Here is a 14,111-nt window from a genome sequence, read left to right on the forward strand (position 1 = left end):
CCGCCCCTTTTTTACCCTAAAACCTTCAGCTAACGTTAGGATAAGAAATGACGTTTCGTCATGCGTCGCTTGTCGTCTTGCTGATGCTCACGGCCCTGATCGTCGTCGGCCAGCTTTACGTCACCATTCCCCTGACCGGGGCCATCGCCCGCCAGTTTGCAACCGATCCGGCGCTGGCCGCCTGGTCGGGCACGGCCTTCGGCTTTGCCTATGCCGCCGGGTTCCTGCTCTGGGGCCCGCTCTCCGACCGCGTCGGGCGGCGGTGGGTGCTGGTTCTGGGCCTTGTGTGCACCGGGGCGGTGACCGCCGCGCTGAGCCAGGCGCAGGGGATCGAGAGCTTTCTGGCCGGGCGGGCCCTGCAGGGCTTCTTCGCCGCGAGCTTCCCGCCGGTTGCGCTCAGCCTTTTGGGCGAGACCCTGCCGCCCGCCCGGCGTGCCTTTGGCATCTCGCTGATAAGTTTCGCTTTCCTGGCGGCGGCCCCGATTGCCCAGGTCGTCGCGGCCGGGATTTCGGTCCCGCTCACCGCTTTCATGCTGCTCCTGGCGCCGGCCTATGTCGCGCTGGCGGCGGGGATCGCGCTGGCGCTGCCCGCCGGGACGAAACCGGCGGCGGTGGCGGCGGCGGGGCAGGACGGCGCGGGGCGGGGCCTGCTTGGCACGCCGCTGATCGTGCTGAGCTGGGGCGCCGCGCTGACCGTGCTGTTCGGTTTCGTGACCTTTCAGGCCGGCACGGCGGCGGGCCTTGGCGGCGGCTTCGATCCGCAGCTTGTGCGCCTGGTCGGACTGCCGCCGCTCGCGCTCAGCCTCTTTGCCGCGGCGATTGCCAGACGTCTCGGCGGTCCGGTGACGGTGTCAGGTCTGGGCCTGATCCTGGCCGCGGCGGGGCTTCTGGTGGCGGGGCTCTCCGGTCCGGTCACGCTGGCTGCGGCGGCGCTGGTCGCGGCCGGGGTCGGGCTTGCGGTGCCGGGGCTGATCGCGACCATCGCCGGGGCGGCGACGCAGACCAACCGCGGCCTTGCCCTTGCGCTTTACACCTTTGCGCTTTTCGTCGGGGCCAGTGTGGCGCCGCCGGCAAGCACGGTGCTGCAACCCCTTGGGCTCTGGCCGCTTTACGGGCTTCCGGCGGCCCTGCTGCTGATCGCGGCGCTGGGGCTGGTTCTGGGGCAGCGCCGTCAATCCCCGACCCTGCAACCGATCCAGAATTGATCCCGAAACGATAGGAGTTTCCCGATGACTGTCACGTCTCTTCTCTCCGCCGTCTTCCTGCAGGCGATGCTGCCTGCCGATTTCGCCCCCGTCGGCCGCGCCGAGATCCTGGTCGATGGCCGTCCGGCCGTGCTGACCCGGGCCCAGCCGCTGGACCAGCCCGAACCGAAGCTGGGCGGCGCGCATGTGTCCAGCGTCGAGGCCGGGGACCGTCTGCTCGGCTATGCGAAGATGACCGCCGAGATGGCCGAAGGACCCTTGCCCGGCAAGGAACGCGCGCAGGAGATCGCGATGCAGTTTCTGCAGGCGCATGCGCCCGATTTGCGCGCCGCCCATCAGATCCACTGGATCGCCCCGCATGAGGAAATGATCTCTGTTGACGGCAAGCGGCTGATCCTGACCGGGATGAAGGTCAAGATGCGCAGCACGTTGCCCGACAAGCTGTGGTTCTGGGTGATCGTCGGGCCGGGCGAAGAGGTCATGGTGTTCGAGCGCGACATCTTCTGGATTTCCCTGCCCGGGCGGCGCCGGACGGAAAAATGGCTGCAGGACGCTTGGCTGGCCGATCACGGCGGGGCCCGGGTTTTCGAGTGAGGCCCCCCCGGCGCATGTCCTTCGGTGCAGGCCCGCCCCCCGCGGGCCTGCGCAGCGCCGGTTCCCGCCTGAGGGGCATCGAGGATGGCCCTCAGGCATGGCCCCGCGCTGCGGGGTTATGGCATTCCGCTTGTGGATCGGGCCGGGCGGCGCAGTCAGTCGAGGCTTAGGGCGAAATCGTCCTTCGGCAGTCGGTTGACGAACCGCTCGGCGATTTCGGTGATCACGATATCGGGCTTCAGCGCCGCGATGAAGTCCCAGTCGAGGCTGGTCGACCAGACGAAATGCACGTCGCGGAAGGTTTCCGACAGCATCGCCGTCAGCAGATGCGGGCGGAATTCGCAAAAGGAATCGCCAAACAGGACAACCCTCTTGGCGATCGCCTGCGGCTGGTCGTTATGGTTGTGCACCATGCAGCCGACGAACCGCGGCGTCCCCTTGGCGAGGCCCTCGCTTTCGTTGTAGCGCACCATCTCGTTGTCGGCCTGCCGCTTCGCCTGCCGCAGCACCCGGCCGAAGCGCGCATGTTCCAGCACCGGCGGCGACAGTTTCGCGCCCAGATCCAGCACCATCTCCTTGCCGGGGCCGGGGCGGGCCTTGCTCAGGTCGCAAGGCGTGACGCCAAGGCTTTCGCACAGGCGCAGATAGGCGACCTGACAGCCCTCGAAGGTCCAGTGGCTGTCGGTCTTGAAGAAGAACGCATCCGACCCTTGGGCATCGCCGCCGCCGGGCTCCACCCGCGCCGCCCAGTTGCCGCGATCGCCGCGCAGGTCGGGCAGGATATCGACGCAAAGCGTGTCATCGGGAAAGGCCCGGGCGAACCGTGCCGCCGGGTGTTGGTCGAAATATCGCAACGGCGCGGTCAGGTGCTGCGGATAGACCGAGATCTTGTCGGGCACGACAAGGTGACGATACTGCGCCCCGATCTGCGCGCACCGGGCCGCACGGCCCCGCAGCAGTGTCACCCAGCCCGCAAGTTCCGGGGCCCCGAAATAGCCCGGGTCGGTGTAGTAGCGGCTGACATCGTTGGAACCGTCCCACAGGAACAACCAGCCATCGCGACCGCGCAGGATGCCGTTTTCCACGGACAGGCTGCCAGTGTCGCTTCTGCCGGGCGGAAATGTTTCGATACTCATATGGAGAAGTCCTCTTGCGACTTTTGCGGCGGTCCGGCCGATCGGGTGCCGAAAGCCCGGGGATCTGGCGCGCAGGGCGGCCAGCCAGTTGCTCGTGACAGGCTGTTGCTGGCGGAACAACGCCGCAAGGCCCCGCGCCGAAGGCAGGGTCACAACCTTGCTGAGTCTGATGTCCCGATCTCGCCCCATGGCTGCTCTTTTGGGCCTCCGCCTGCGGTTTTCACAATGTCATCTCCACCGGGGACAGACAAGGCTGACAAAAACGGCAGACGGGAAGCCCGTCTGCCGTCGAAATGCACCCTGGTGTGGCGCCTCAGGCGACCACGAAGAAATCGGCGTTGGTCAGCGCAAGGCCGGTCCCAAGTGTCGCCACAAGCACCCGGGCGGTTCCGCCGGTGCCATCGGCGTCATACCAAACCGAGCCGGTGTCGGTTTCGTAGATGATCCGGTCCAGCGCATCGGTCGCCAGACCCGTGGTGTTCTTGGTGAAGGCACTGGCGACCAGCGTGCCGGTGGCCGCGATGCCGCCGAAGACCGACCGGTCGATGCGGATCGTGTCATCGACGACGCTGAAATCGGTGATGCGGTCGGCATTGGCCGCGGTCACCGCGACGTTGAACAGGAACGTGTCCTGGCCCGCGCCGCCGATCAGCGTGTCCTGCCCGGTGCTGCCATCGATGAAGTCGTTGCCGGTGCTGCCGTCCAGCTTGTCGTTGCCGGCGCCGCCGCGCAAAGTGTCGTTGCCGCCGCGCGACATCAGCGTGTTGTTCGCGTTGTTGCCCATGAGCAGGTCATTGCCGTTGCCGGTGACGCCGATCTCGATCACCGTGCCGCGGGCAATGCCGACGTTGCCCACCAGACCGGCCAGGTTCGAGAAGCTGCCGGGGGCGAGATTGAGCGTCTGATTGACGTTCGAGAAGCTGAAATCGATGGTGTCGCGGCCGCCGGCATCATAGATCGTCATCGTCACCGGATCGCCGCCATAGGTCGCGGAGGTGCCCGCCACGAGGCTGTCGAACAGCGTTTCCAGATAGCCGCCGACGTTCGAATTCCGGCCATAGACCGTGCTGCCCGCGGTGGTGGTCGAGGCGCCATACATCGACTGGATCGCGATGATGTCGGCCATCATCGCCGACATGACCCAGGCAAAGGAGACCCCGGTGGTCGGGTTGTCGTCCTGATCGAAATAGGACATGATCGACAGGTGCCAGCTGTCATTGACGAAGGTCGTATCGTCGGGATAGGTCGCCGAGCCGTTGTAGGCGCCCTGATGGCCCAGCCCCAGCGCGTGCCCGATCTCGTGGATGTAGGTCTGCAGGCTGTAGCCGTCCATCGTGGTGCCGTAATTGGCGATCCAGGCGGTGTCGATGTTCACGAAGGAACTGTTGATCGTCGTGCCGGTGGTGTTCGAGGTCGAATAGGCGCCGGAATCCGAATCGTCGAATTCGATGTCGGCGGTGCCGGTCGTTTCGACGAAGACGAGATTGGCCGTGGCGGACCAGGCCTGCAGCGCCCAGCGCGCCAGCTGCTGCCCCTCGGCGGTCAGGTTGTGCAGATCGACGGTGATGACATTGTCCGACGTGGTGTCGAAGCGGCGCGCCTGCTCGCCATTGCCGGTCCAGAAGCCGTTCACCAGAAAATCGGCCAGAGTGTCGAGCGACGCCGGGGCCACCTGGGCCGCCGTCAGCGCATAGCTGCCGATATAGGAGCCATATCCCGCCGCTTCGAGGAAATACGTCCCCGAGGTGGTCGCGGTGAAGGTGATCTGCGAATTGGTGCCGTTGGCATCGTCGTTGTAGGCAATCTGGTTGCCCGCGGCATCGTAAAGTCGCAGATAGGTGTCGCTCAGCGTGCCGCCGTTCAGGTTGAACTGATAGGTCTGCCCCGCCACGAGATTGATCCGCACGCCGTCCCGGTCGCCCGAGGCCGCGATCGCCCCGTTGAACGTGTCCCCGACACTCATCGTGTAGGTCGTGCTGGTCCCTGCACCGGCATCTGCGCCCTCGTTCACCGCCGCGTAAAGAGGCTCTGCCGCGGCAGTGCGCAAAAATTCGCTGATCTGTCGTGTCATCGGTGTATTCCCTTCCCCAATTCTTCAGGCAGGCCTATCGGGCAATCGGGCTTGCGTCCCAAAGGCTTTGAAAGAACCCGCTGATCATGCGTGCGTTCAAATCGCGATCCATCACGCTGAGCGCCCTGGTCTCGCCCGTTTTCCAGTCCTCGCCGGGGTGCCGCCATTCCAGATGCGCGGCAATCCCGTTTTTCTTCAGCCGCTCGACATGCAGCCGAACGGCGGTTGTCATGTCCGGAGGCGTTTCCGCCTCGACCAGCTCGACCTTGCGGTCCGGCAGGCTGGTCGCGATCACCTCCTGCAGCAACCCGCACAGATCCGCCACCTCGGCGGTCTGCGGCAGGCAGCTCAGGGCAAGGCCCGGGTCAGCATTGACCTGGACGGGGGCAAGACCTGCGCCCATCATCACCAGAACCCTCCCGAATGCGATCAATTGCGTCACCACCCAATTGCGTCACCACCACCATGGCAGCCTAACTGCCGCAGGGGCACCTGTCTATCCTGTTGACGGGTCAGCGGCTGAAGCAATCGGCGCGGCCATCGGCCTTGATCGTGGCGGCGCCATCGGCGATCTGATTGGCCCGTTTCGACACATACCGCGAGGGCCGGGCGGCGTTGCGATCTTTCGGATCGGGCAGCACCGCGGCCAGCAGCGCCGCCTGTCGCGGGGTCAGTTTCGCCGGGGTGGTGCGGAAGTAATGGAAGGCGGCGGCATTGACGCCGAACACGCCCTCGCCGAATTCCGCAACGTTCAGATAGACTTCCAATATCCGCCGCTTGGTCCAGACCGCCTCGACCGCCGGCGTCAGAAGTGCTTCAAGCGCCTTGCGCAGCCAGCTGCGGCCCTGCCACAGGAAGACGTTCTTCGTCACCTGTTGCGACAGCGTGGAGGCCCCGCGATTGGCGCCCTTGTCGATCGCCTGCCGGATCGCCCCCATGTCGAAGCCCCAATGGGTGCAGAAATTCGCATCCTCGGCGGCCACGACCGACCGGGCCATCACCGGGGCGATGTCCTCGAAATCGGTCCATTCCTGATCGAGTTTGCCCAGCCGCTGCTTCTCGCTCCACATCGTGAAGGTCGTCGGCGGGTCCAGCACGTCATAAAGCACGATCAGCGCCAGATAGGCGGCCAGAATGCCGAGGCTGATCCGCGCCGTCCAGGCCGCCACAAAGCGCAGCGGCGCACGCACAAGCGCCCTGGCAGAGGCCGCGGGCCCCGGGGGAATCGTCGCTTTGATCGGGTGTTTCCTGCGTGCCGTCATGTCGTCATCTGTCACGCCCCGGGGGAGCCGGTCAAGCCGCGCCCGAATGCGAAAGGGCGGGGTCACCGGACCCCGCCCCCCTGTCATTTTCGCCCGCTCATTCGGCCGGAACCGCCTTCGGCTCGTCGGTCAGCGGATGCGGCAGATGCACCAGCATTTCCTTGGGGCAGACCTGCAGGAAGTTTGCCCGCTCGGCCTCCCAGTTCGACAGGATCGCCTTCGCCTTGGCCGAGCCGGTCTCGGCGGCGTGCCGTTCGATCAGGCCCTTGAGCTGCGCTTCCCAATGCGGATGGCCCAGCCCGCAGGTGACAAGGCTTTCAAGGTTCATGTAATCCTCGGCCAGGTTGTCCGGGTCATAGAGATAGGCCATGCCGCCGGTCATGCCCGCGCCGAAGTTGGCGCCGATCCGGCCAAGGATCACCGCAACGCCGCCGGTCATGTATTCGCAACCGTTCGAGCCGCAGCCCTCGACCACCACCTTGGCGCCCGAGTTGCGCACGGCAAAGCGTTCGCCCGCCCGGCCCGCCGCGAACAGATAGCCATCGGTCGCGCCGTACAGCACGGTGTTGCCGATGATCGTGTTTTCGGCCGCGGTCAGCGGGCTGGACATCGGCGGACGCACCACGATGATCCCGCCCGAGAGCCCCTTGCCGACATAGTCGTTGGCATCGCCCGAAACCTCCAGCTTCAGCCCCTGAGCCGCAAACGCGCCCAGCGACTGCCCGCAGGACCCGGTCAGCTTCACCGTCAGATGATCGGGCTGCAGCGCGTTGCGCATCCCGAAGTTCTTGACGATATGGCTCGAGGCCCGCGTCCCGATCGTGCGCAAAGTGTTGCGCACGGCATAGGACAGCTGCATCTTCTCGCCGTCCTCGAAGAAGCGGTGACCATCCTTGATGATCTCGGCATCGAGCGTGTCAGGCACGAAGTTGCGCGGTTTCGACCGGTCATAGACGATCTTGTCCCAGCCATCGACGGTGATCAGAAGCGGGTTCAGGTCGAGGTCGTCAAGGTGGGCAGAGCCGCGGTTCACCTGCGTCAGCAGATCCGCCCGGCCGATGATCTCATCCATCGAACGCGCGCCGATCGAGGCCAGCAGTTCCCGCACTTCCTGCGCGTAGAAGGTGATCAGGTTCACCACCTTGTCCGCCGTGCCGGTGAATTTGGCGCGCAGTTTCGGGTCCTGCGTGCACACGCCCACCGGGCAGGTGTTCGACTGGCACTGACGCACCATGATGCAGCCCATGGCGATCAGCGCGGCGGTGCCGATGCCGTATTCCTCGGCCCCCATCATCGCCGCCATCACGATATCGCGGCCGGTGCGCAGACCGCCATCGGTGCGCAAAGTCACCCGCTCGCGCAGGTTGTTCATCGCCAGCACCTGATGCGCCTCGGTCAGGCCCATCTCCCACGGCAGACCGGCGTATTTGATCGAGGTGGCGGGCGAGGCCCCGGTGCCGCCATTGTGGCCCGAGATCAGGATGATGTCGGCTTTCGCCTTCGCCACCCCGGCCGCAATCGTGCCGACGCCGGAAGACGCCACCAGCTTCACCGTCACCTTGGCGCGCGGGTTGATCTGCTTGAGGTCATAGATCAGCTGCGCCAGATCTTCGATCGAGTAGATGTCATGGTGCGGCGGCGGCGAAATCAGCGTCACGCCCTTGGTCGAGTGCCGCAGCCGCGCAATGAGTTCGGTCACCTTCATGCCCGGAAGCTGGCCACCCTCGCCGGGTTTGGCGCCCTGGGCCACCTTGATTTCCAGCTCTTCGCAGGCGTTCAGATATTCCGCGGTGACGCCAAAGCGCCCCGAGGCCACCTGCTTGATCTTGGCGGACGGGTTGTCGCCGTTCGGTTCGGGCACGAAATGCGCCGGATCCTCGCCGCCTTCGCCGCTGTCAGACTTGGCGCCGATGCGGTTCATCGCGACGTTCAGAAGCTTGTGCGCCTCGGGCGAGAGCGCGCCGAGCGACATCCCCGGCGTCACGAACCGCTTGCGGATCGCGGTGATGCTTTCGACTTCCTCGATCGGCACCGGACGGCCCAAAGGCTTGATGTCCAGCAGATCGCGGATGTGGATCGGCGGATTGGCCCGCATCATCGCGGAATATTGCTTCCACAGATCGAAGCTCGAGCGGTCGCAGGCCGCTTGCAGCATGTGCATGGTCTGCGCTTCCCAGGCGTGTTTCTCGCCCGATTTCCGCGCCTTGTAGAAACCGCCGATCGGCAGCACGTCCTGACCGCCCAGCCAGCCCTTGCCATGCACCTGTTCCAGCTTGTGCTGGATGCCGTGCAGACCGATCCCCGAAATGCGGCTTTGCATGCCCGGGAAATATTCGGCGACCATGGCGCGGCTCAGCCCCACGGCTTCGAAGTTCAGACCGCCGCGGTAAGACGAGATGATCGAGATCCCCATCTTCGACATGATCTTCAAAAGCCCCGCGTCGATCGCATCGCGATAGCGGCGCAGCGCGTCTTCCAGCGTGCCGTCCAGCAACCCGCGGTCGATCCGGTCGGCAATGCTGTCCTGCGCCAGATAGGGGTTCACCGTCGTCGCGCCCGAGCCGATCAGCACGGCGAAGTAATGGCTGTCGATGCATTCGGCCGAGCGCACGTTGATCGAGGTGAAGGTCCGCAGCCCCTTGCGGGTCAGCCAGGAATGCACCGCCGACGTCGCAAGGATCATCGGCATCGCGACTTTCGACGGGCTTTGATGTTCATCCGTCAGCACAAGGTGCGACGCGCCCGAGCGCACGGCATCCTCGGCCTCGGCGCGGATGCGTTCCAGCCCCTCGCGCAGGGCTTCCTGATCGGCGCCCGCCGGGAAGGTGCAGTCGATCTGCGCCACTTTCGCGCCGAAGGTCTTCATCATCGCCGCAAATTCGGTGTTGGCGATGAAGGGGCTTTCGAGGATCCAGATGTCGGTCTGCGAGCCGTCCTCATCCAGCACGTTCTTCAGGTTGCCAAAGCGCGTCTTCAGCGACATCACCCGGCTTTCGCGCAAGGAGTCGATCGGCGGGTTGGTGACCTGGCTGAAGTTCTGCCGGAAGAAATGGCTCAGCGGGCGGTATTGCTTCGACAGAACCGCGGGCGGCGTGTCGTCGCCCATCGAGGCCACGGCTTCCTTGCCATCCTCGGCCATGGGCGCAAGGATGTTTTCCAGTTCCTCGACCGAATAGCCTGCCGCGATCTGGCGCTTGCGCAGATCGGCGCCGGTGTAGACGGCCTTTTCCGGCACGTCGCGCAGGATCGCGTTCAGATCGACGACCTTCTCGACCCATTCGCCAAAGGGTTGGCTGTTCGCCAGTCGGTTCTTGATGTCCTTGTCGTGGTAGAGCTTGCCCTCGCGCATGTCGACGGCGATCATCTGCCCCGGCCCGAGCGCGCCTTTTTCGCGCACGTTCATCTCATCGACCGGCACCATCCCGGCTTCCGACCCGGCAATCAGCATGCCGTCGCCGGTCACCACATAGCGCATCGGACGCAGGCCGTTGCGGTCAAGTCCGCCGCAGACCCAGCGACCATCGGTCATCGCCAAGGCGGCCGGACCGTCCCAGGGCTCCATCACCGAGTTGCAATAGGCATACATGTGCTGCCAGGCCTTCGGCATGTCGGTCGTGGCTTTCGACCAGGCTTCCGGCACCAGCATGGTTTTCGTCATCGGCGCCGAGCGGCCCGAGCGCACCATCACCTCGAAGACCGCATCGAGCGCACCAGAGTCGGACACCCCCGCCGGGATGATCGGCTTGATGTCCTCGGCCGCATCCCCGAACGCCGTCGAGGCCATGCGGATCTCGTGGCTTTTCATCCAGTTGATGTTGCCCTTGATCGTGTTGATCTCGCCGTTATGGGCGAGCATGCGGAAGGGCTGCGCCAGCCACCATTGCGGGAAGGTGTTGGTCGAATAGCGCTGGTGATAGATCGCGAAGGCCGATTCAAAGCGGTCGTCCTTCAGATCCGGGTAGAATTCGGCCACCTGTTCGGCCAGCATCATGCCCTTGTAGATGATCGAGCGGCACGACAGCGAACAGATGTAGAGCCCCGCGATCTGCGCGGCGATCGCGGCTTTCTCGATCCGGCGGCGGATCACGTAAAGCTCGCGCTCAAAAGTCTCGTCGTCGATGTCCTTTTCGCAGCGGATCAGGATCTGTTCGATCTCGGGACGGGTGGCATTGGCCTTGTCGCCCAGAACGCCGGTGTTCACCGGCACGTGGCGCCAGCCGTAGATGTAATGGCCCATCCGCAGCACTTCGGATTCGACGATCGTGCGGCAGCGTTCCTGCGCGCCGAAATCGGTGCGCGGCAGGAAGATCTGCCCGACGGCGATGCGTTTTTCCATGTCGGGCTCATGCCCGGTGCGGCGGATCTGGTCGTAGAAGAAGGGCACCGGGATCTGCACATGGATGCCCGCGCCGTCGCCGGTCTTGCCGTCGGCATCGACCGCGCCGCGGTGCCAGATCGCCTTCAGCGCATCGATGCCCGAGGCGACGACCTTGCGGCTGGCCTTGCCATCCAGCGCCACCACAAGCCCGACGCCGCAGGACGAATGCTCGTCCTCGGCCTTGTAAAGGGCGTTTTCGTCCATCCACTTGCGCTTGGCTTCCTCGGCGGCAACCCAGGCTTCGTCGTAGTTCGTCATCTCAAGGCCTCCTTCGAGGGATGGTCAAGCGACAGATCGGTCATCATCATGTCGCAGTCATATTGCGGTGTGGCGGCGGCGAAATCGGCGTCGCCGGGAAAGGCGAAGGTCACCGGCCCTTCGGCGGTGGTGACCCGGTCGCCGAAGCCGTTTTCATAGGTCTCGGTCTGGGCAAAGAAGACGCGCATCTGCCGGCTGATCACCTGCATCCCCTTGCGGGTGGCGACGGTGTTGCCTGCCTCGTCCTCGATCTCCATCTCGAAGACGCAGCGTTCAAGGGGCACGCCGTCAATGCTGGTGCTTTCGCCGGTCAGCTGGTCGAAGCCCTTGAAGCGTTGCACCCGCCCGGTGCTGGTCCGGGTGATGAAGTCGTAATCGTCGCGGCCCGTCGCCAGAAGCGTGCTGAACGAGGCATTGTCCGCAGACCCCGCCGCATCCAGCTTTTCCACCGTGCCGTCCTTCAGGCTGACCGATTCCAGCCAGCGGGTTTCCGCATCGGTGCGGCTGACGAAGAATTCGCCCTCGCCATCGGCGATGGAGACCCATTGATCGCCCGGGGCATCGCCCGCGCAGGTGTAGTAATTCGCCACCTGACAGGCGTGCATCTGCACCGTGGTTTGCAGCGTGCAGCCCGGCGGCGGGGTGAATTTGGGCTCTGCCAGCGCGGGCAGGGCGGCGAAAAGCCCCCAGATCGCGGCCAGAATGCCCCCAAGACCTGCCCAATGCCGAAGCATGGCTTTGTCCTTTCGCGGATTGCGGATCACTCGGCGGCGACGCGACCGGCGCCGTCGAGGTATTTCACCATCTCTGCCCCGGCCTCGCGGCCATCGCGGATCGCCCAGACCACAAGCGAGGCCCCGCGCACGATGTCGCCCACGGCATAGACGCCGGGCAGGCTGGTCGCATGGGTGCCGAAGCTGGCCTTGACCGTGCCCCAGCGCGTGGTTTCCAGCGCCGAGACATTCCACAAGGCGGGCAGGTCCTCGGGCTCGAAGCCCAGCGCGGTGATCACCAGATCGGCCGGTTCTTCATAGAGGCCGCCCTCGATCGGTTCGGGGCTTTGACGGCCCGAGGCGTCGGGGGCGCCCAGACGCATGCGCTGCACGGTGACGCTGTCGACCGGATTGCCGGAAAACGCCTTCGGCGCCGACAGCCAGACGAATTCCGCGCCTTCTTCCTCGGCATTCGTCACTTCGCGCTGGCTGCCCGGCATGTTGGCGCGGTCGCGGCGATACAGGCATTTGACCGAGGTCGCGCCCTGACGAATCGCCGTGCGGACGCAGTCCATCGCGGTGTCGCCGCCGCCGATCACCAGCACGCGCTTGCCGGTGGCGTTCAGCGTGCCGTCGTCGAATTCGGCCACGTCATCGCCGAAGCTCTTCTTGTTCGAGGCGGTCAGATAGTCGATGGCGCGCACGATCCCCTTGGCTTCCGAACCGGGGTCGGTCAGCGCGCGGGTCTTGTAGACGCCGGTCGCGATCAACACCGCATCATGCTTGCCGCGGATCGCGTCAAAGGAAATGTCGGTGCCGACATTGCAGTTCAGCACGAATGCGACGCCGCCCTGTTCCAGCTGGCGGACGCGGTTCATCACCACATCCTTTTCCAGCTTGAAGCCGGGGATGCCATAGGTCAGCAGCCCGCCCGCGCGGTCGTTGCGGTCATAGACCGTCACCTGCACGCCCGCCCGGCGCAGTACGTCGGCCGCGGCCAGACCGCCGGGGCCCGCGCCGATGATGCCGACCGATTCCGGCCGCTCGATGGCGGGGGCGATCGGCTTCACCCAGCCGCGCTCCCAAGCCGTGTCGGTGATGTATTTCTCGATCGCGCCGATGGTCACGGTGCCATGGCCCGAGTTTTCAATGACGCAATTGCCTTCGCACAGACGGTCCTGCGGGCAGATGCGGCCGCAGATTTCCGGGAAGCTGTTGGTGGTCTGGCTGACCTGATAGGCCTCTTCCAGACGGCCCTCGGCGGTCAGCCGCAGCCAGTCGGGGATGTTGTTGTGCAGCGGGCAATGCGCGTGGCAATAGGGCACGCCGCATTGGCTGCACCGGCCCGCCTGTTCCGCCGCCTTCGCATCGGCGAATTCGGCGTAGATCTCGTCGAAGTCATGGGTGCGCGCGGTGGCATCGCGTTTTTCCGGCGTCTCTTTCGCCGTCGTGACGAATTTGAGCATGCGTTGCTGAGCCATGGCTGCGCCTCCCACTGGGGTCAATTCGGGAGGCCTTGTTACACCCGGCCCGATCAAAATAAAAGTCAGCAGCTATGACCTTAAATGGGGATTTATCGTCGCAACCGCCCCTTGATGGGGGTTGAAGGGGAAATAATGCGGCAGCTATGCTTACCTAACGCGAAAAACCGATAAGGATCTTGTGCAAAATCGGGGTGATTCGGTTCTTTTGGAAAGCTCAGACCAGAACGCCCGCCGCGCCCAGTGCCAACAGCACGCCGCCAAAGACGATGCGATAGATCGCGAAGAAGGTGAAGCGATGCGACTGGATGTAGGTCAGCAGCCATTTCACCGCGACGAAGGCGGTCACGGTGGAGACGGCAAAGCCGATGCCGAGCGCGGTCCAGTCCTCGGCCGGGCCGCCGCCCTTGAGGGTCTTCAGCAGCTCGTAGCCGGTGGCGGCATACATCGTCGGAATGCCGACGAGGAAAGCGAATTCGGTGGCAGCGGCGCGGTTCGTCGTGCCCATCAGCATGGCGACAAAGATCGTCGCGCCAGATCGCGAGGTGCCCGGAAACACCCCGGCGATGATCTGCGCCACCCCCACGGCGATGGCGACGCGCAGGGTGATCGTGGCGCAATCGGGTTTCTTGCCCGCCAGCCATTCGGCCACAATCATCCAGACCCCGCCCAGCACCAGCGCCCAGGCGATCGGCATCACGGTTTCGGGCAGCTCGAAGCCGAGCTTCTTCACCACCAGCCCCAGAACCGCGGTGATCCCGAAGGCCACGGCAAGCTTGATCAGGTAATCGCGGTTTTCCGGCTGGCCAAGGCCCAGAAAGAGCCCGGTGATCCGGCGCCAGTAGATCAGCGTCACAGCCAGGATGGCGCCCGCCTGAATCGCGATGTTGTAGGTGTCCGACCGTGCCCCCAGCCAGGTCTCGGCCAGCAGCAGATGCCCGGTGGAGGAGATCGGCAGGAATTCCGTGATCCCCTCGATCACCCCCAGGACGACATCGGCCAGATAAGACAAG

The 14,111-nt window shown here is 65.0% G+C and carries 10 protein-coding genes; 2 read left to right on the top strand and 8 right to left on the bottom strand.

The window, feature by feature from the left end:
• Positions 1 to 47: 47 nt before the first annotated feature.
• Both FBT96_RS09930 and FBT96_RS21045 read left to right on the top strand, forming a co-directional pair.
• Positions 48 to 1,205: an MFS transporter gene (locus tag FBT96_RS09930; RefSeq protein ID WP_136906194.1), complete on the top strand. Its 1,158-nt coding sequence runs from the start codon at positions 48 to 50 to the stop codon at positions 1,203 to 1,205.
• Between the two features lie 24 nt (positions 1,206 to 1,229).
• Positions 1,230 to 1,799, top strand: coding sequence for a hypothetical protein (locus tag FBT96_RS21045; protein ID WP_212635379.1), 570 nt, complete (start codon positions 1,230 to 1,232; stop codon positions 1,797 to 1,799).
• A gap of 155 nt (positions 1,800 to 1,954) precedes the next feature.
• On the opposite strand, the gene FBT96_RS09940 is transcribed toward FBT96_RS21045, so the two are convergent.
• The 8 genes from FBT96_RS09940 to FBT96_RS09975 form a co-directional block, all read right to left on the bottom strand.
• Positions 1,955 to 2,935 (bottom strand): alginate O-acetyltransferase AlgX-related protein, encoded by a 981-nt coding sequence (locus FBT96_RS09940; protein ID WP_169583371.1) that lies wholly within the window; start codon positions 2,933 to 2,935, stop codon positions 1,955 to 1,957.
• Between the two features lie 313 nt (positions 2,936 to 3,248).
• Complete coding sequence (locus FBT96_RS09945) at positions 3,249 to 5,006, bottom strand: M10 family metallopeptidase C-terminal domain-containing protein (protein ID WP_136906198.1); 1,758 nt, start codon at positions 5,004 to 5,006, stop codon at positions 3,249 to 3,251.
• 34 nt (positions 5,007 to 5,040) lie between these two features.
• On the bottom strand, positions 5,041 to 5,439 hold the full coding sequence (locus FBT96_RS09950; RefSeq protein WP_169583373.1) for a hypothetical protein: 399 nt from the start codon (positions 5,437 to 5,439) through the stop codon (positions 5,041 to 5,043).
• 79 nt (positions 5,440 to 5,518) lie between these two features.
• Positions 5,519 to 6,268: a monofunctional biosynthetic peptidoglycan transglycosylase gene (gene mtgA, locus FBT96_RS09955; protein ID WP_136906202.1), complete on the bottom strand. Its 750-nt coding sequence runs from the start codon at positions 6,266 to 6,268 to the stop codon at positions 5,519 to 5,521.
• 97 nt (positions 6,269 to 6,365) lie between these two features.
• Positions 6,366 to 10,904, bottom strand: a complete 4,539-nt coding sequence (gene gltB, locus FBT96_RS09960) for a glutamate synthase large subunit (protein ID WP_136906204.1) — start codon at positions 10,902 to 10,904, stop codon at positions 6,366 to 6,368.
• Positions 10,901 to 11,638 (bottom strand): hypothetical protein, encoded by a 738-nt coding sequence (locus FBT96_RS09965; protein WP_136906206.1) that lies wholly within the window; start codon positions 11,636 to 11,638, stop codon positions 10,901 to 10,903. The genes gltB and FBT96_RS09965 overlap by 4 nt, the downstream gene beginning before the upstream one ends.
• Positions 11,639 to 11,664: 26 nt before the next feature.
• Positions 11,665 to 13,098, bottom strand: coding sequence for an NAD(P)-dependent oxidoreductase (locus FBT96_RS09970; RefSeq protein WP_136906208.1), 1,434 nt, complete (start codon positions 13,096 to 13,098; stop codon positions 11,665 to 11,667).
• A gap of 217 nt (positions 13,099 to 13,315) precedes the next feature.
• Positions 13,316 to 14,110, bottom strand: coding sequence for an undecaprenyl-diphosphate phosphatase (locus FBT96_RS09975; RefSeq protein ID WP_136906211.1), 795 nt, complete (start codon positions 14,108 to 14,110; stop codon positions 13,316 to 13,318).
• Position 14,111 lies beyond the last annotated feature (1 nt).

The sequence above is a fragment of the Rhodobacter capsulatus genome, assembly GCF_005144475.1.
In the GTDB taxonomy this organism is placed as follows: Bacteria; Pseudomonadota; Alphaproteobacteria; order Rhodobacterales; family Rhodobacteraceae; genus Rhodobacter; species Rhodobacter capsulatus_C.

Coding starts and splice junctions, on each gene's coding strand:
- FBT96_RS09930 (WP_136906194.1), top strand. CDS start 48: ATGACGTTTCGTCATGCGTCGCTTGTCGTCTTGCTGATGCTCACGGCC.
- FBT96_RS21045 (WP_212635379.1), top strand. CDS start 1,230: ATGACTGTCACGTCTCTTCTCTCCGCCGTCTTCCTGCAGGCGATGCTG.
- FBT96_RS09940 (WP_169583371.1), bottom strand. CDS start 2,935: ATGAGTATCGAAACATTTCCGCCCGGCAGAAGCGACACTGGCAGCCTG.
- FBT96_RS09945 (WP_136906198.1), bottom strand. CDS start 5,006: ATGACACGACAGATCAGCGAATTTTTGCGCACTGCCGCGGCAGAGCCT.
- mtgA (WP_136906202.1), bottom strand. CDS start 6,268: ATGACGGCACGCAGGAAACACCCGATCAAAGCGACGATTCCCCCGGGG.
- gltB (WP_136906204.1), bottom strand. CDS start 10,904: ATGACGAACTACGACGAAGCCTGGGTTGCCGCCGAGGAAGCCAAGCGC.
- FBT96_RS09965 (WP_136906206.1), bottom strand. CDS start 11,638: ATGCTTCGGCATTGGGCAGGTCTTGGGGGCATTCTGGCCGCGATCTGG.
- FBT96_RS09970 (WP_136906208.1), bottom strand. CDS start 13,098: ATGGCTCAGCAACGCATGCTCAAATTCGTCACGACGGCGAAAGAGACG.